This window comes from Streptomyces botrytidirepellens (assembly GCF_003721215.1).
GTDB lineage: Bacteria > Actinomycetota > Actinomycetes > Streptomycetales > Streptomycetaceae > Streptomyces > Streptomyces himastatinicus.
Genome location: NZ_RIBZ01000268.1, coordinates 18,637 through 36,205 on the forward strand (window position 1 = coordinate 18,637; position 17,569 = coordinate 36,205).

14 protein-coding genes are annotated in these 17,569 nt (G+C 67.8%); 5 read left to right on the forward strand and 9 right to left on the reverse strand.

What is annotated here, in order from left to right; translation table 11 throughout:
• Positions 1 to 17: 17 nt before the first annotated feature.
• The 3 genes from EEJ42_RS21050 to EEJ42_RS21060 are packed head-to-tail and all read left to right on the forward strand — an operon-like array spanning position 18 to position 6,651.
• The gene (locus tag EEJ42_RS21050) at positions 18 to 3,623 is read left to right on the forward strand and encodes a DEAD/DEAH box helicase family protein (protein WP_184503185.1); all 3,606 of its coding nucleotides are present in this window, start codon (positions 18 to 20) and stop codon (positions 3,621 to 3,623) included.
• On the forward strand, positions 3,620 to 5,080 hold the full coding sequence (locus EEJ42_RS21055) for a restriction endonuclease subunit S (RefSeq protein WP_123101789.1): 1,461 nt from the start codon (positions 3,620 to 3,622) through the stop codon (positions 5,078 to 5,080). The genes EEJ42_RS21050 and EEJ42_RS21055 overlap by 4 nt, the downstream gene beginning before the upstream one ends.
• Entirely contained in the window at positions 5,077 to 6,651 is a 1,575-nt protein-coding gene (locus EEJ42_RS21060) for an HsdM family class I SAM-dependent methyltransferase (protein WP_123101791.1), read from the forward strand. Before EEJ42_RS21055 ends, EEJ42_RS21060 begins: the two co-directional genes overlap by 4 nt.
• 12 nt (positions 6,652 to 6,663) lie before the next feature.
• Here the strand turns inward: EEJ42_RS21060 and EEJ42_RS52990 are convergent, their stop codons facing one another.
• The 3 genes from EEJ42_RS52990 to EEJ42_RS21075 form a co-directional block, all read right to left on the reverse strand.
• A complete protein-coding gene (locus EEJ42_RS52990; RefSeq protein WP_246097094.1) occupies positions 6,664 to 7,227 on the reverse strand; it encodes an endonuclease domain-containing protein in 564 nt (187 codons plus the stop codon).
• 527 nt (positions 7,228 to 7,754) lie between these two features.
• The gene (locus EEJ42_RS21070) at positions 7,755 to 7,952 is read right to left on the reverse strand and encodes a DUF397 domain-containing protein (protein ID WP_123101817.1); all 198 of its coding nucleotides are present in this window, start codon (positions 7,950 to 7,952) and stop codon (positions 7,755 to 7,757) included.
• 10 nt (positions 7,953 to 7,962) lie between these two features.
• Complete coding sequence (locus tag EEJ42_RS21075; protein WP_123101793.1) at positions 7,963 to 8,814, reverse strand: helix-turn-helix domain-containing protein; 852 nt, start codon at positions 8,812 to 8,814, stop codon at positions 7,963 to 7,965.
• A gap of 230 nt (positions 8,815 to 9,044) precedes the next feature.
• Here EEJ42_RS21075 and EEJ42_RS21080 point away from each other — a divergent pair, with 230 nt between their 5' ends.
• Positions 9,045 to 9,479 (forward strand): ATP-binding protein, encoded by a 435-nt coding sequence (locus EEJ42_RS21080; protein WP_123101795.1) that lies wholly within the window; start codon positions 9,045 to 9,047, stop codon positions 9,477 to 9,479.
• Positions 9,480 to 9,489: 10 nt separating this feature from the next.
• On the opposite strand, the gene EEJ42_RS21085 is transcribed toward EEJ42_RS21080, so the two are convergent.
• The 6 genes from EEJ42_RS21085 to dnaK all read right to left on the reverse strand — a co-directional run bounded on the left by EEJ42_RS21085 (position 9,490) and on the right by dnaK (position 14,990).
• On the reverse strand, positions 9,490 to 9,762 hold the full coding sequence (locus EEJ42_RS21085; protein WP_123101797.1) for a hypothetical protein: 273 nt from the start codon (positions 9,760 to 9,762) through the stop codon (positions 9,490 to 9,492).
• 74 nt (positions 9,763 to 9,836) lie between these two features.
• The gene (locus EEJ42_RS21090) at positions 9,837 to 10,478 is read right to left on the reverse strand and encodes a Uma2 family endonuclease (RefSeq protein WP_246097095.1); all 642 of its coding nucleotides are present in this window, start codon (positions 10,476 to 10,478) and stop codon (positions 9,837 to 9,839) included.
• A 216-nt stretch (positions 10,479 to 10,694) separates the two neighbouring features.
• Positions 10,695 to 11,180 (reverse strand): heat shock protein transcriptional repressor HspR, encoded by a 486-nt coding sequence (locus tag EEJ42_RS21095; protein WP_123101799.1) that lies wholly within the window; start codon positions 11,178 to 11,180, stop codon positions 10,695 to 10,697.
• A 4-nt stretch (positions 11,181 to 11,184) separates the two neighbouring features.
• Positions 11,185 to 12,363 (reverse strand): molecular chaperone DnaJ, encoded by a 1,179-nt coding sequence (gene dnaJ / locus EEJ42_RS21100; RefSeq protein ID WP_123101801.1) that lies wholly within the window; start codon positions 12,361 to 12,363, stop codon positions 11,185 to 11,187.
• A 63-nt stretch (positions 12,364 to 12,426) separates the two neighbouring features.
• Entirely contained in the window at positions 12,427 to 13,086 is a 660-nt protein-coding gene (gene grpE, locus EEJ42_RS21105; protein ID WP_123101803.1) for a nucleotide exchange factor GrpE, read from the reverse strand.
• Complete coding sequence (gene dnaK / locus EEJ42_RS21110) at positions 13,083 to 14,990, reverse strand: molecular chaperone DnaK (RefSeq protein WP_123101805.1); 1,908 nt, start codon at positions 14,988 to 14,990, stop codon at positions 13,083 to 13,085. The genes grpE and dnaK overlap by 4 nt, the downstream gene beginning before the upstream one ends.
• Before the next feature lie 273 nt (positions 14,991 to 15,263).
• On the opposite strand from dnaK, the gene EEJ42_RS21115 reads away from it, so the two are divergent.
• On the forward strand, positions 15,264 to 17,528 hold the full coding sequence (locus EEJ42_RS21115; protein ID WP_123101807.1) for a (Fe-S)-binding protein: 2,265 nt from the start codon (positions 15,264 to 15,266) through the stop codon (positions 17,526 to 17,528).
• Positions 17,529 to 17,569: the final 41 nt, after the last annotated feature.

Consider the following 17,569-nt stretch of genomic DNA (forward strand, 5'->3'; position numbering starts at 1 on the left):
GTTCTGGGGGGAACACCATGCCGACGTCGCCGACCGGCCAGGGCGGAAACCAGCACGACCCGCAGGTCGCTCAGCTGGCAGCCGGATCGTCCAACTTCGGTCATCTGCTGGAACACGAGCCCCTGCTCGTCACCATCGGCTGCTCCGCCGAGTCGTATGTCCACACCGACTCGCACGCCGCAATGTTCAAGGCCCGCCTGTTCGGCGAGGTCATGGCCCGCTATCTGCTGCACCTCCTCGGCCTCCAGGTCAACAGCAACAAGCAGTTCCACCGCATCAAGGCGCTGTCCCAGGCCGGGATCCTGAAAGAGCAGACCTACGACTGGTTCGACTTCCTGCGCGATACGGGGAACAAGGCCGCCCACGGCTACTACGCGAACGTCCGCACCGCGCTCCAGATGGTCGAGACCTGCTTCAAGCTCGGCGACTGGCTGCACCGGGCCCGCAACCAGAACGACACCACCCACCGTGTCTTCCTCGCCCCGGCCACACCCGACGACAGCCCCACCCCGGCCACCCCCGCCGACCTGGAGGAGCTGGAACAGCTCCGCACCGAGCTGGACGACTACCGGGCCAAGCTCGCCGAGGCCCGGATGCGCTTCGACGGCAAGCAGGACCGCTTGGAGCGGGAGAAGGCCGCACGCGAGCAGGCCGAAGCCGAACTGGCCCGTGCCGAAGCGGACCGTGCCGCGCTCAGCGAACTGGTCGAGCAGCTCAGCGCACAGATCGAAGAGTCCGACGCCGACCTGGCCGACGTCTCCATCGCGCCGAAGCCACTCAGGAACACCTCGGAACGCGACGCGTTCATCTCCCACGCCCAAAAGGCGGCCCTGCCTCCCATGAGCGAGGCGCAGGTCCGCGCGGAGTTGGACCGGATCTTGGAGCAGGCGGGCTGGGTGGTCCAGGACGCCAACGCCATGAACCTCTATGAGGAGGGCGTCCCCGGAGTCGCCGGCGTTGCCGTGCGCGAGGTCACCACCGCGGTGGGTCGCGCCGACTACCTGCTCTACGTGAAACAGCAGCTGGTGGGTGTGGTCGAGGCCAAGCGCGAGGGCGCCGACCTGGAGGGCGCCATGCACCAGGCCGCGCGGTACGCCACCGGGCTCACCCGCAGCCAGCAGCTCAGCGCCTGGCGGGCCAGCCTGCCCTTCCGTTACGTCGCCGACGGCAACACCGTCCGCTTCCACAATGCCCTCGACCCTGCGCCCCGGACCCGGGACGTCTTCGCCATCCACCGCCCGGACACCGTCGCCCGCTGGATCGACGAGGCCGAGGCCGACCCGCAGGCACCCACCCTGCGCGCCCGGATGCGCCGCCTGCCGGAAGTGTTCCTCGACCGGAAGCCGCTGCGCCCGGCCCAGGTGTCGGCGATCGAGGGGCTGGAGCGCTCCCTCGCCAAGGACGACCCCCGCTCCCTCATCCAGATGGCCACGGGCGCGGGCAAGACGTTCACGGTGGTGAGCGAAAGCTACCGGCTGCTCAAGCACGCCGATGCCAAGCGGATCCTGTTCCTGGTCGACCGCAACAACCTGGGCAGCCAGGCCGCCACGGAGTTCGAGAACTTCGACACCCCGGACGACGGCCGGAAGTTCACCGAGCTGTACGTGGTGCAGCGGCTGGCGGGCGACACCGTGCTCGGCTCGGCGGATGTCGTCGTGTCCACGGTGCAGCGGCTGTGGATGGCCCTGACCGGTCGCGAGGTCCCGGACGCGGACGTGGACGACGCCGCCCTCGACCGCTACGACCTGATCGACACCCCGGCCGAGGTCGGCTACAACGCCTCACTGCCGCCCGAGTCCTTCGACCTGATCGTCGTCGACGAATGCCACCGCTCCATCTACGGCAAGTGGCGCGCGGTGCTGGAGTACTTCGACGCCCACCTGGTCGGGCTCACCGCGACCCCCGTCGCCCAGACCTTCGGCTTCTTCTTCCAGAACCTCGTCAGCGAGTACCCGTACGAGCAGGCCGTCGCGGACGGCGTCAACGTCGACTTCGATGTCTTCCGCATCCGTACCGAGCTGGGCGAGCAGGGCAGCACCATCCCCGCCGAGACGGTCGTTCCGGTACGGGAGCGGAAGACCCGGCGCGAGCGGTACCAGGAGCTCGAGTCCGACCTGGAGTGGAAGGCGTCCCAGCTCGGACGGCAGATCATCAGCAAGGGGCAGCTGAAGCTGGTGATCGAGACCTTCCGCGATCACCTTTTCACCGACATCTTCCCGCCAATGGGCGAGGGCGAGGCCCAGCGGGCGCGCACCCATGTGCCCAAGACTCTGATCTTCGCCGTGGACGACAACCACGCCGATGAGATCGTGCAGACGGTGCGCCAGGTCTTCGGCGAGGGCGACGACTTCTGTACGAAGATCACGCACGCGGCGAAGAACCCCGCGCGGCTCATCAAGGCGTTCCGCAACAGCCCCGAGCTGCGGATCGCCGTGACCGTCGACATGATCGCCACCGGGACGGACATCCCGCCGCTGGAGTGCGTCTTCTTCCTGCGCGACGTGAAGAGCTGGGCCTACTTCGAGCAGATGAAGGGCCGGGGCTCGCGGACCATTCCCGCCGCCGAGTTCCAGGCGGTCACGCCGGACGCGGAGGTGAAGGAGCGGTTCGTCATCGTCGACGCGGTGGGTGTGACGGACTCGCCCCGGGTGGACGCCCGCCCCCTGAACCGGGCGTCCGAGAAGCAGATCCCGCTCCAACGGCTGATGGACAAGACGGCGGGCCTTGCGATGACCGATGACGAGGTCGCCACGCTGGCCGGACGCCTTGCCCGGCTGGACCGTCAGATCACGGATGACGAGCGCGATGAGATCGAGGAGATGGCCGGTCAGCCGCTGAGCGAGATCGTGGGCGGCCTGGTCAAGGCGGTCGACCCGGACGAGCAGGAGAAGGCGCAGCAGGAGGGCGGCCGGGAGAAGGTCCGGGAGAACCTGGTGCAGGCGCTCAAACCGATCGCGTCCAACAAGGAGTTGCGGGAACGGCTGATGTCGATACGGCGCGCCCATGACATCGTCATCGACGAGGTGAGCGTGGACAGCGTGCGGGAGGCACGCGGCATCACGGCGGACGAGCTGGCGATGAGGCGGGTGACGTCCTGGAAGCAGTACCTGGAGACCCACCGCGACGAGATCGCCGCGTTCAACGTCGCCTTCCGCGAGCGGCGCGAGCCCAGGGAGGTCTACCGCAAGGTCCGCGACTTGGCGCGCAAGATCGAACGTCCCCCGTTCCAGTGGACGCCCACGAAGCTCTACGACGCGTACGTGCAGCTCGGGAAGGCGACCGAGCGCCCGAGTGGCAAGGCCGGTGCGGTGGATCTCATCGGCCTGCTGCGGTACGAGCTGGGCCTGGACGAGGAGGTCCGCCCGTACCGGGCGCTGGTCGAGGAGCGGTACGCGGCGTGGCGTGCCCGGCAGGCGCAGGCGGGTGCAGTGTTCGACGAGGAGCAGGAGTGGTGGCTGGACCGGATGGTGGACGTGATAGCGACGGATGCGGCGATCGGGCCGGAGCACCTGAAGGACGTACCCTTCATCGAGCATGGTGGGGTTGATGGGTTCTTGCGAGCTTTCGGCGCCGACCGTGGGGCTGAGTTGTTGGATGAGCTGGGACGGGAGCTGGGCGCGTGAGTAGGGTCGGTGCGGAGTTGCCCAAGGGTTGGGTTCGGGTCCGGCTCGGAGAAATTCTCGATCGGATCGAGGCGGGGAAATCCTACAAGTGCGAACCCCGACCCGCTGGCCCGGATGAATGGGGCGTCATCAAGGTCAGCGCGATGACCTGGGGCGACTTCGATGAGTCGGAGAACAAGACCGTTCCCGCGGGTTTCGAGCACAACCCCGACTACGAGATCAAGCCTGGCGACATCCTGCTGAGCCGCGCGAATACAGCCGCGTATGTGGGGGCTTCCGTATTGGTGAAGCAGTGTCGCCCCCGACTACTCCTTAGCGATAAGAGCCTTCGGCTCCTTCCGGCTAACGGCATTGACCGGGAGTGGTTGGCGTACCTGCTCTCCTCGCCGTCCGTCCGAAGCCAGATCTCGGAACGTGCGACCGGTACCAAGGACTCGATGCGCAACATCTCCCAGGGAGCGCTGGCGGAGATCGAGTGTCTGCTGCCGCCACTGGGTGAACAGCGCCGCATCGTCGCCGCGCTCGAAGAGGGTCTGTCCCGTTTGGACGCCGCCCAACAAGCCTTCACCAGCACCGGACGTCGCATCGAACTGCTTCACCGATCCGTCCTGAAGACGTATTTCTCGCCTCATTCTTGCAGCGCACAGCACAGGCACAGGTTGGAACCCCTGGAAAAGGTGGCCAGGATCCAAGGTGGCAGCACTCCCCGCAAAGGCGAAATCGATTTCGAGAGCATCCCATCAGAAGCCAACGTCCCTTTCTGGAAAGTTGGCGACATGAATGATAGCAATGGGAGGTACCTCACGCAGTCCCGCACCTATGTGCACTCCAAAGATATTCAGCACGCTGGGCTCAAAGTACACCCAGAGGGAACTATCATCATCCCGAAGAGGGGGGGTGCAATCGCCACCAACAAAAAGCGCATCACCGGCACACTTGGCACTTTCGACCTGAACGTCATGGGCATCACCCCCGGAAATACAGTCAGGCCAGATTACCTATGGTATTGGTTTCAGAGCATCGACCTTCAAGAGCTCGCCGATGGATCGAATGTGCCGCAAATCAACAAACCCGACCTGCAACATCTACTCGTACCAATCCCCGAAATTTCTGTACAGCAGCGAATCGCGGAGCGATTGGATAAGCTTTTCGCGCACTTGAGCGTTGCCCAAGGACTCGCTACTAGCAACAAACCAAACCTCCTGCGAGCGGCCTTCCTGCGGGACGCCTTCGCCGGACGCCTCGTCCCCCAAGACCCCAACGACGAGCCCGCCGAAGAACTCCTCGCCCGCATCCGCGCGGAGCGCGAGGCCGCCGCACCCAAGAAGCGGCGCACCCGCCGGGCACCGGCGCAGCGTAAGGCCACCCACGACGAGCCTCCACCCGCGCCCGCAGCCACCGCCACCACACCCCTCACCGGCGAACAGCCCACCCTCGACCTGGAGTTCCCATCGTGACGACGGCCCCGACCACGAACGCCACCACCGGCAACACCACCGAGGCCCGCCGTCTCGTCGACAAGCTCTGGAGCTACTGCCACGTCCTGCGCGACGACGGCGTCTCCACCATCGACTACGTCGAGCAGCTCACCCTGCTCGTCTTCCTCAAGATGGCGCACGAGGCCCAGTCCCGCCCCGCGATGTTCCGCGAGCAGATCATGCCCGAAGGGCCCGAGTGGGAGGGCCGGGGCTGGCCCGAACTCCTCAAGAAGAGCGGTGCGGCGCTCGAAGTCGCCTACACCAACCTCCTCGAAGACCTCGGCAACCAGCGCCAGAACACCACCTTCCACCTGATCTTCAACGGCGCCCGCAACCGGGTCCACGACCCCGCCAAGCTCAAGCGCCTGATCAGCGACCTCATCGACAAGGAGAGCTGGTCGGGCCAGAAGACGGACATCAAGGGCGACGCCTACGAAGAACTCCTGGCCCGCGGAGCCGAGGACATCAAGTCCGGCGCCGGCCAGTACTTCACCCCGCGCCCCCTCATCCAGGCCATCATCGACTGCGTCAAGCCGACCCCCGAAGACACGATCACGGACCCGGCCAGTGGAACCGGCGGTTTCCTCCTCGCCGCCGCCGAGCACATCTTCAAGGAGTACGGCTCCAACCTCACCCCCGAGCAGCGCGAGCACCTCAGCTCGGGCGGCATCTGGGGCAACGAGCTGGTCCGTAACACCGCGCGCCTCGCCGCGATGAACCTCTACCTCCACGGCATCGGCCACTCCACCGGCCCAGCCCTCGTCCATACCAAGGACGCGCTCGCCGCCCCGCCCGACCAGCGCGCCAGCCTGGTCCTCGCCAACCCGCCCTTCGGCAAGAAGTCCTCCATCACCGTCTACGGCGACGACGGCAAGGCGGCCCGCGAGTCCATCGCGTACGAGCGCCGGGACTTCTGGGTCACCACGACCAACAAGCAGCTGAACTTCGTCCAGCACATCGCCTCGCTGCTCGAAATCCACGGCCGCGCCGCCGTCGTCGTCCCGGACAACGTCCTCTTCGAGGGAGGCGCGGGCGAGACCATCCGGCGCCGCCTCCTCAAGGAGTACGACGTCCACACCCTCCTCCGCCTGCCCACCGGCATCTTCTACGCGGGCGGTGTGAAGGCGAACGTCCTGTTCTTCGAGCGCAAGCCCGCCCGCCCCGAGAAGCCCTGGACCGAGAAGCTCTGGGTCTACGACTTCCGTACCGCCCAGCACTTCACCCTCAAGCAGAACCCCCTCACCCGGGCCTCCCTTGAGGACTTCGTCCAGTGCTACCGGCCCGACGACGAGGACCGCAGCCAGCGCGTCGAAACCGAACGCTTCAAGTCCTTCACCTACGAAGAGCTGGCCGCCCGCGACAAGGCGAACCTCGACATCCTCTGGCTCCGGGACCCCAGCCTCGACGACGCCGACTCGCTCCCCGCGCCCGAAGTCCTCGCCGCCGAGATCGTCGAGGACCTCCAGGCCGCGCTCAGCGAGTTCGCCGCCATCGCCGAAACCCTCCAGCAGGCGCGAGGGGGCAACGAGGCGGACATCGCCGATGAGTGACCTCCCCGCGAGCTACGAAACGGGCTGAACGCCGGACAGCTGGGCAAGGGCGTCCCGGATGTCGCGGATCATCGCTCCGGGGCGTCGATAAACATCACTCGCCGTGAACCGCAGAATCCGGCGCACCTCCCCGCACGACATCAGGTCGTTGAAGCGGGCCGTGTCCCGCTGGTGCTGTGCCCTGCTCCCGTGCCACCGGTAGCCCTCGATCTCCACCACCAGCCCCTGCGCCCGGAAGAAGAAGTCCGGATACGCCCGCCGACCCGAGGGGGTCGTGAGCAGCACCTGCGAGGCGGGGTGCAGCCCCGCGTCGTGCATCCGCAGGCGGGCCATCGTCTCCGCCGGTGACCCCGCCTTGGGGTCCGCCAGCGCCAGCCACTCCCGTGCGGTGGCCGTACCGCGCAGGGTGGGCCTCCTCTCAAGGGTCTCGGCGACTTCCCCCAGCGTGGTCAGCGCCTCCCTGCGCGGCTTACCGCCCCCGTACCGGCTGGGCCGCCTGCTCACCGCCGACTCCACCGCCACCAGCGCGTCGTCCCGCGGCCCGGCCCGTAAGAGGTCTGCCATGGTGCGTGCCACGGTGGTCACCCTCAGCCTGCCCACGGTTGTGGTTTCGTCCGCCCCGAGCGGCAAGCGGTGCAGCACGCCACCGTGAACGTCCGTCCTGCCCTGGGGCGGCCCAGTGAACTCCACACGTTGTGTACGGGTTTCGATGTCATGCAGCACCGCCGCCGCCGTATGGCTGACGACGAGGCGCGCATGCGCCAGTTGGTTCGCCCACAGCAACGCCATCGGTCCAACTGCACGCCCGGGCTCCGCCCACACGCCTGCACGGAGCTGTGTCCACCCCTCCGCGCGGAAGCGGCGGTTCAGCCGCCCGCGCTTCCAGCCCCCCGCCAGCGCTTGGGCAGTCAGCACCACCCCGCCCTGGGCAGCGGCGAGCCTGGCCAGCGGCACCGCATCCCCCGTCCCCGTCTCCCCCCACAGTGCCGCAGGCCTCTGCTCCCGTGCTGGGCCTGTGGATAACGGGGTGTGCGGTGGGTTTGCGCCGCCGGTACGCCAACACGGGTGATGTATCGGCGACCAAACCCACCGCAGCCCCCTGCTCACTCGGTCAAGCCGTCGAACTCCCCAGCCTTGGCGGCCCGTATGAAGGCCGCGAGAGGGGGAGGCGTGGTCGTGAGGACGACGCGGGGGTCGTCGCTCTCGCGCAGGCATATGGCACCGCCAGTGGCGGCGAGTTCCACGCACTCGTTGCCCTGCGTTCCAGCGGAGTACGAGCTCTTCCGCCATGCCCTGGACATCTGCACTTCTTCACAGCTCCTCTGCGATGCGGTGAATGAGGTCACGCGACTCTCTCACCGGCAGGGCAGCGCTCTCCATCATGCCGAAGACCCTCCGGTAGTCGGCCAACTGCTTCTCCTCGCCGGAGAACACGCTGCCGTTCACCGTGTCGAACTGCACCGTGTCCAGCTGTCGCACCGGGCCCTCCGCGTACAGCATCGGCAGACCGGCACCGGCGAATCCCTCCTCCTCGAAGGAGATCACTCGCAGGCTCACACACGGTCGTGTGGATGCCTCCAGCAGGTGGTCAAGCTGTCCACGCGCAACCTTGCGATCGCCGACTTTGATACGGAGAGCGGCTTCATGCACGACGGCGCGCGTCTCGGGCGGAGCATCACGGTCCAGGACCTGCTGGCGGCTCAGGCGAAAATCCACAGTCGCCTCAAGGAGCTCCGACGACAACTCGTAGTGCGCGTTCACATGAAGTGCCCGCATGTAGTCCTCGCTTTGGAAGAGGCCCGGCACATGCACCATCTGGAACAGCTTGAGGCCACGTGCATGATGCTCCAGCTCTGCGAGATCCAGCAGCACTGGGACGAGACGGCCCTGATACTTCCCCCACCACCCGCGAACCCGCTCAGCCGCCATCCCGGCAAGGGCATCAACCAAGGGGACGTCCGAGACACCGTAGTGCGAGGTCAGCTGCCGCACACGCTTCTCACCCGCCGCGACGCGCCCTGCCTCAAGATGCGACATCGTGGCCTGGTCCATGCCGACGACGTCGGCCGCCTCACGCGCGGTTACGCCCGCCCGCTCGCGCAACTTCCGCAGCTCCGCACCCAGTCGCTCCTGCCGAGCAGTTACGTGGTTTCTCCGCGGCATGAACCCTCTTCCTCCTGAGCCCTGCGGCGCCACTGTGCCACGACTTGTCCCAATCGGGCGAACCTTCACGACATGGTTGCGAGGGACCATACTTGGGCCCTACGTTACGTATCGCATCGCTCACCCAGCGAAGCAACCGGCCAGCCGGAAGCGCACCGTCATGCCCGCAAACGCGGCACAGCGGCACTGACACCGGTCGGCCCGTCCCATCGCGCCAGCAGGAGGCCCGTATGCCCCTCGTCACGCCACCCGTCGCCCCGTTCGAGTACTGCCTCCACATCCCGCACGACCCCCGGGCCGTCGGCGTGGCCAGAGCCTCCCTCCGTACCGCCCTCACCGCCCATGAGCTGCCCGAACTGGTCGAGCGCGCCGAGCTGTTGGCGAGCGAGATGCTCACCAACGCCCTCGTGCACGCGGGCGGCGAGGCCGATCTGCGGCTGAAGTGGTCCGCCGAGACGTTGCGGATGACCGTGTGGGACTCCAGCGTGACCCCACCCGGCCTCCGCCCGCTCACGGCGGGCAGCGAGAGCGGGCGCGGGCTGCACCTGCTGCGGCTGCTCGCCGACCGGTGGAGCCACTACCCGCTGACGGGCGAGCGGTGGGGGCCCGCGTCCAAGGTCGTCTGGTGCGAGATCAGCCGGAAGCCGCCCGCCTCATGGGCGTAGGCCGTGACGGTCAGGGCGCCGTAAGGGCGACGCGGCGGAGTTCCACGGACTCGATGGTGACGCCGGGGGCCGAGCCGCCGAGCAGCGGCACGGCCGCGCGGGCCAGCTCCCCGTCCTCGAACGTCAGGATCGACATGCCGCGGCCGTCCACGGGCTCCAGCCACTGGCCGGAGACGAACCCCGGCGCGGCGGTAAGCTTCGGCAAAATGTCATTCATGAGCGCCCCCGCGGCCGCGGGGGCCTGGGCCGGGTCGATGGTCAGGGTGACGAGGACTGCGTGCATCGGGGTCTCCTGCGGTGGAATGCTCCGTTCAGCAGGTAGGACCGTCCAGCGGCCCGGAACTCATCGCGCTCCGATCACGACTGGCGCGGGCCGGTGATCTCTTCCGTGATCGCGAAACCCTTCGCCGGGCCCTCCGGAATCTCCACCACCGTGCCGTACGGGACACGGGTCTCGGCCGCGTACGTCTGCTCGTCCGGAGAGGGCGAGGTCAGCACGGTGACCGTGCCATGCTGATCGTGGTCGTCGATCATGACGTAGACGGGAATTCCGGCCCCGGCGTAGGCGCGGCGCTTGCGCACCCGATCGCGCTGCTGGTTCTCATGCCCGGGAGAGACCACTTCAACGACGAGCTTCACGGCGGATGCGGCGAAGCCGAGGCCGTCCTCGGTGAGGTGCTCTTCGGGTTCCTCCGGCGCGACGAAGATGTCAGGGACCCACACCTTCATTCCGTGGATGACGGTCAGGTCGCGATACGCAGCCCAATCAGAGTCATCCAGGCAGTGCGCCATCGCGCGGTACATGCGGTGAATGATCAAACCATGGCTGGAACGTCCGGTCGGCGACACCTCGATGAACCCCTCGACAATCTCCGCGCGAAAGCCCTCGGGGAGTTCCAGGGACTTCCACGCCTGCCACAGGGCCTCATCGAGCAAGATCGGGGACATGGTCTCGGGCACCTCCGACGTCGTAGGCGCCTCATGGGCGAGTGCGGTCACGGCGCAGCGCCTCCTCCTCAAGTGTGGGCCAAGCGTGTCCTTGCGGCACAGGCAACGGCCTCACGCTAGGGAGACGAGTGGCCTGACGGCCCGGGTGCGGGTGGCGTGCCACTCGAACGGATGAGTCCTCGGACGGGAGCATCGAAGACCTCGCCATGCGACAGGCCCGGTGACCGAGGTCGGTCGCCGGGCCTGTCGCTCGCATCAAGGGAGACGCTAGTCCCTGCGCTTGGGCTTGGGACGCCACACCACCAGCGCGCTGCTCTGCTGGACGTCCTGGTAGGGGACCAGGTCACGGCGGTACGAGGCGTGGACCTGGGCCTCGCGCTGCTGCATCGCGGCGGCCGCGCCCTCGACGGCCGACTGGAGCTCGGCGACGCGCGACTGGAGCGCGGTGACCTGGTTCTCCAGCTCGATGATGCGCTTGATCCCGGCGAGGTTGATGCCCTCGTCCTGCGACAGCTGCTGCACCTGGCGCAGCAGCTCGATGTCGCGCGCGGAGTAGCGCCTGCCGCGCCCGGGCGTACGGTCCGGGGAGACCAGGCCGAGACGGTCGTACTGACGCAAGGTCTGCGGATGCAGGCCGGAGAGCTGAGCGGCGACCGAGATGACGTACACCGGCGATTCGTCGGTCAGCTCGTACGGATTGCGGGACCGGCCGGGTCCCCTGCCTCCGAGGCCCCCTCGGCCGTGCGTCTCCATTGGGTCATGCTCCCTTCGCGGCCTGGAACAGCTCCGCCCGCGGGTCCTCGCCCGCGGTCGCCTCCCGGTAGGACTCCAGCGCCTCGCGAGCCCCGTCGCTGAGGTCCTTCGGCACCGTGACCTCGACGGTGACCAGCAGGTCGCCGCGGGTGCCGTCCTTGCGCACCGCGCCCTTGCCGCGGGCGCGCATCGTCCGGCCGTTGGGGGTGCCGGCCGGCAGCTTCAGGGTGACCGGCGGGCCGCCCAGCGTCGGGACCTTGATCTCGCCGCCGAGTGCCGCCTCCGGAAGGGTGACGGGGACGGTGACGGTCAGGTTGTCGCCGCGGCGGCCGAAGACCGGATGCGGGTCCACGTGGACGATGACGTAGAGGTCACCGGCCGGACCGCCGGTCTCGCCCGGGGCGCCCTTGCCGCGCAGCCGGATCCGCTGGCCGTCGCTGACGCCCGCGGGGATGCGGACCTGCATGGTGCGGGCGGAACGGGCCCGTCCGCTGCCCTTGCAGGTCTCGCACGGGTCCTGCGCGATCAGACCGCGGCCCCGGCACTCCACGCACGGGTCGGTGAGCGAGAAGCCGCCCCCGCCGCCGCGGCTGACCTGTCCGGTGCCGACGCAGGTCGGGCAGACCCGCGGGGTGCCGTTCTTGTCGCCGGTGCCGGAGCACGTCTTGCACGGGGCCTGGCTGGACATCCGCAGCGGAACGGTGGCCCCTTCGACGGCCTCGGTGAAGCTGAGCGTCACCTCGGACTCGATGTCCTGGCCGCGCCGCGGCTGGGTCCGGGTGGGCCCGCCGCGGTTGAAGAGACCGCCGAACACGTCGCCGAGCCCGCCGCCGAAGCCGCCCGCGCCACCGGGGCCGCCCTGGGCGCCGCCGAAGAGGTCGCCCAGGTCGAAGTTGAAGCTTCCGGTGGAGCCCGCCCCGCCCGGCCCGGGGCGGAAGCCCCCGTTGCCGAACAGGGAGCGGGCCTCGTCGTACTCCTTGCGCCGCTTGGGGTCGCCGAGGATGTCGTTCGCCTCGGAGATCTCCTTGAAGCGCTCCTCGGCCTTGGCGTCGCCCTTGTTGGCGTCCGGGTGGTACTCGCGGGCGAGCTTCCGGTACGCCTTCTTGATCTCCGCCTCGGTCGCGTCCTTGGGGACGCCGAGAACCTTGTAGTAGTCCTTCTCGACGAAGTCCTTGGTGCTCATCCCCGACGTCCCTCCTCTCCTGATATTCCTGCTGTTCCCGTTGTTACCGCCGTCACCGTCGCGTCAGCCCTCTTCCGGGCCACCGCTCTCCTCGTCCGGCGCCGTGCCGTCGCCTTCGCCCGGGCCCTTGGGCGAGGCACCCGGCTGGGGCTCGGCGACCGCGACCCGCGCCGGGCGGATCGTTCGTTCGCCGATTCGATACCCCGGCTGGAGAATCTGCACGCACGTCGTCTCGGTGACGTCCGGCGCGTACGAGTGCATGAGCGCCTCGTGCACCAGCGGGTCGAAGGGCTCGCCCTCCTTGCCGAACTGCTGGAGGCCCAGCTTCGCCGCCACCGTCTCCAGCGATTCGGCGACGGACTTGAAGCCGCCGACGAGTTCGCCGTGCTCACGCGCCCGGCCGATGTCGTCGAGCACGGGCAGCAGCTCGGACAGGAGGTTCGCGACCGCGACCTCCTTGACCTGCGCCCGGTCCCGCTCGACCCGGCGGCGGTAGTTCTGGTACTCGGCCTGAAGTCGCTGGAGGTCGGCCGTCCGCTCGTTGAGGGCGGTCCGCACCTGGTCCAGCTGCGCCTGAATGGCTACCTGCTCGAGGTCCCCGGCCGGGGCGCCCGGGCCCGCCTTGTCGGCGGACCCGGCGCCCTTCGCCGCGTCGTCGGGGGTCTGCGCGGCTTCGGAGGGGACGTCGGGCTGCTCCTCGAAGCCCGGGGTCTCCTCCGTCACGCGGCACCACCCTGGCCCTTGTCGGCCTTCTCATCGTCGACGATCTCGGCGTCCACCACGTCGTCGTCGGCCTTGGCCTGGGCGCCCTCGGCACCGGCGTCACCGGCGGCACCGGCCTCGCCCGCGCCTTCGGCGCCGGTGTTGGCGTACATGGCCTGGCCGAGCTTCTGGCTCACCGCGGCGACCTTCTCGGTCGCGGTGCGGATCTCGGCGGTGTCCTCGCCCTTGAGCTTCTCCTTGAGGTCGGTGACCGCTTCCTCGACCTCGGTCTTGACCTCGCCCGGGACCTTGTCCTCGTTGTCCTTGAGGAACTTCTCGGTCTGGTAGACGAGCTGCTCGGCCTGGTTGCGGGTCTCGGCGGCCTCGCGGCGCTTGTGGTCCTCCTCCGCGTACTGCTCGGCCTCGCGCATCATGCGGTCGATGTCGTCCTTCGGCAGCGCGGAGCCGCCGGTGACGGTCATCTTCTGCTCCNGCGCGGAGCCGCCGGTGACGGTCATCTTCTGCTCCTTGCCGGTGCCGAGGTCCTTCGCCGCGACGTGCATGATGCCGTTCGCGTCGATGTCGAAGGTGACCTCGATCTGCGGCACGCCGCGCGGGGCCGGCGGCAGGCCGGTCAGCTCGAACATCCCGAGCTTCTTGTTGTACGCGGCGATCTCGCGCTCGCCCTGGTAGACCTGGATCTGCACGGACGGCTGGTTGTCCTCGGCCGTCGTGAAGATCTCCGAGCGCTTGGTCGGAATGGTCGTGTTGCGCTCGATCAGCTTGGTCATGATGCCGCCCTTGGTCTCGATACCGAGGGACAGCGGGGTGACGTCCAGCAGCAGGACGTCCTTGACCTCACCCTTGAGGACACCGGCCTGGAGGGACGCGCCGATGGCGACGACCTCGTCCGGGTTGACGCCCTTGTTGGCGTCCTTGCCGCCGGTCAGCTCCTTGACCAGCTCGGCGACGGCGGGCATCCGGGTCGAGCCGCCGACCAGGACCACGTGGTCGATCTCGGACAGCGAGATGCCCGCGTCCTTGATGACGTTGTGGAACGGGGTCTTGCAGCGCTCCAGCAGGTCCGAGGTCAGCTGCTGGAACTGCGAGCGGCTGAGCTTCTCGTCCAGGTGCAGCGGGCCCTCGGCGGAGGCCGTGATGTAGGGCAGGTTGATGGTGGTCTCGGTCGAGCTGGACAGCTCGATCTTCGCCTTCTCAGCGGCCTCGCGGAGGCGCTGGAGGGCCATCTTGTCCTTGGACAGGTCCACGCCGTTGGCGTTGTTGAACTGCTTCACCAGGTAGTCGACGACGCGCTGGTCCCAGTCGTCACCACCGAGGTGGTTGTCACCGTTGGTGGCCTTGACCTCCACCACGCCGTCGCCGATCTCCAGCAGCGAGACGTCGAAGGTGCCGCCACCGAGGTCGAAGACCAGGATGGTCTGGTCGTCCTTCTCCAGCCCGTAGGCGAGCGCGGCGGCAGTAGGCTCGTTGACGATACGCAGGACGTTGAGGCCCGCGATCTCACCGGCTTCCTTGGTCGCCTGGCGCTCGGCGTCGTTGAAGTACGCCGGGACGGTGATGACCGCGTCCGCCACCTTCTCGCCCAGGTACGCCTCGGCATCCCGCTTCAGCTTCTGCAGGATGAAGGCGCTCATCTGCTGCGGGTTGAAGTCCTTGCCGTCGAGGTTCACCTTCCAGTCGGTGCCCATGTGGCGCTTGACCGACCGGATGGTCCTGTCGACGTTGGTCACCGCCTGGCGCTTGGCCACCTCGCCGACCAGTACCTCGCCGTTCTTCGCGAAGGCGACGACGGAAGGCGTGGTCCTGGCGCCCTCGGCGTTGGTGATGACGGTGGGCTCACCGCCTTCGAGAACACTGACGACGGAGTTCGTCGTACCCAGGTCGATGCCGACCGCACGTGCCATTTCGGGATCCTCCAGCTACAGCATTGAGTGGAACAGGCTCAAGCGTGCATGATCCGCTTTCCGCTGTCAACAGACATGAGTCGTCACGGCTCAACTTTTATATGAGTCTTATGATCAAGAGAGCATTCCAGGAGGTCAGCGGGCGGGGGCCGGTGAGCGACGCATATCACCGGCCGGTCGACTACATGGGTGTGCGCCCGGACGGGTAATCTCGGTCAAGACAAATTAAGTTACTGCTTAGTAATTCCGCTCTCGCAGGTTCGAGGAGCCCTTATGCAACTCGCCGCGATCATCGTGTCGCTGGTCCTCATCGCGGTCGGCGTCGCCCTGTTCGGCCGTGCCATCCTGCAGATCTACCGCTTCGTGCGACTCGGCCGGCCCGTCCCCGCGGGCACCCGTACGGATGACCCCACAGGGCGCACGGTCACGGTGGTCAAGGAGTTCCTCGGCCACACCCGGATGAACCGCTGGGGCATCGTCGGCGTGGCGCACTGGTTCGTGGCCGTGGGCTTCTTCTCCCTGCTGCTGACGATCGTCAACGCCATCGGCCAGCTCTTCCAGGCCGACTGGCTGCTTCCGGTGATCGGTGACTGGCTGCCGTGGGAGATCTTCACCGAGGCCCTCGGCCTGCTGACGACGCTCGGCATCCTCACCCTGATCGTCATCCGGCAGCTGAACCGGCCCGACGGAGCGGGCCGCAAGTCCCGCTTCGCGGGCTCCAACATCGGCCAGGCGTACTTCGTCGAGGCCGTCATCCTCATCGTCGGCATGTCGATCATGACGCTGCGGGCCCTGGAGGGCGTCCAGCACGGCGTCGACCACTACGAGATCGGCTTCTTCGCCTCGTACCCGCTGATCGCCGCCCTCAAGGGGCTCAGCCTCGGCACCATCCAGAACCTCACCTACCTCGTCGCCATGATCAAGATCGCGACGTCCTTCATCTGGATGATCGTGGTCTCCCTCAAGACCGACATGGGCGTGGCCTGGCACCGCTTCCTGGCCTTCCCGAACATCTGGTTCAAGCGCGAGGCCTCCGGCGACGTGGCGCTCGGCGCGCTCCAGCCGATGACCTCCGAGGGCGAGCCCATCGACTTCGAGGACCCGGACGAGGACGCCCAGTTCGGCGTCTCGCAGATCGAGCACTTCTCCTGGAAGGGCATCCTCGACTTCTCCACCTGCACCGAATGCGGCCGCTGCCAGTCGCAGTGCCCCGCCTGGAACACCGGCAAGCCGCTCTCGCCGAAGCTGCTGATCATGTCGCTGCGCGACCACGCGCACGCCAAGGCCCCGTACCTCCTCGCGGGCGGCGGCAAGGACGCCGAGGGCGCGGAGAAGGCCACCGAGGAGCAGCTCAAGGACGTGCCCGCGAGCGCGCTCGCGGAGGCCGAGCGCCCGCTGATCGGCACCCTCGAGGAGAACGGGGTCATCGACCCCGACGTGCTGTGGTCCTGCACCACCTGCGGCGCCTGCGTCGAGCAGTGCCCCGTCGACATCGAGCACATCGACCACATCGTCGACATGCGCCGCTACCAGGTCATGATCGAGTCGTCCTTCCCCAGCGAGGCCGGGACGATGCTCAAGAACCTGGAGAAGAAGGGCAACCCCTGGGGGCTGGCCAAGAAACAGCGCCTGGCGTGGACCAAGGAGGTCGAGTTCGAGGTCCCGGTCGTCGGCAAGGACATCGAGGACCTGACCGAGGTCGACTACCTGTACTGGGTCGGCTGCGCCGGCGCCCTGGAGGACCGCGCCAAGAAGACCACCAAGGCCTTCGCGGAGCTGCTGCACATCGCGGGCGTCAAGTTCGCCATCATGGGCGGCGACGAGGCGTGCACCGGTGACTCGGCCCGCCGCCTGGGCAACGAGTTCCTGTTCCAGCAGCTCGGCCAGCAGAACGTCGAGATGCTCAACATGGCCTTCGGTGAGGATGCCGATGAGGGCGTCGTGGTCGAGAAGGCGAAGAAGAAGATCGTCGCGACCTGCCCCCACTGCTTCAACACCATCGCGAACGAATACCCGCAGCTGGGCGGCCACTTCGAGGTCATCCACCACACCCAGCTGCTCCAGCACCTCATCGACGAGGGCAAGCTGGTCCCGGTCACCCCGGTCGAGGGTCTGATCACCTATCACGACCCCTGCTACCTGGGCCGCCACAACAAGGTCTACACCCCGCCGCGCGAGATCATCGCCAAGGTGCCGGGCCTGCGGAACGAGGAGATGCACCGCCACAAGGAGCGCGGCTTCTGCTGCGGCGCGGGCGGCGCCCGCATGTGGATGGAGGAGCGGATCGGCAAGCGCATCAACAACGAGCGCGTGGACGAGGCCCTGTCGCTGAACCCGGACATCGTCTCCACCGCCTGCCCGTTCTGCCTGGTCATGCTGACCGACTCGGTCAACGGCAAGAAGAACGACGGCAAGGTGAGCGAGGCGCTCCAGGTCGTGGACGTGGCGCAGCTGCTGCTCGACTCGGTGAAGACCCCCGCCGAGCCGGAGGGCGACGGCGAGGCGGTCGAGGACCCGGAGCCCGCGCCGGTGAAGTAATCGGCTGAGCTACGAACCGAGGCCCGCCCGCGCACCGCGCG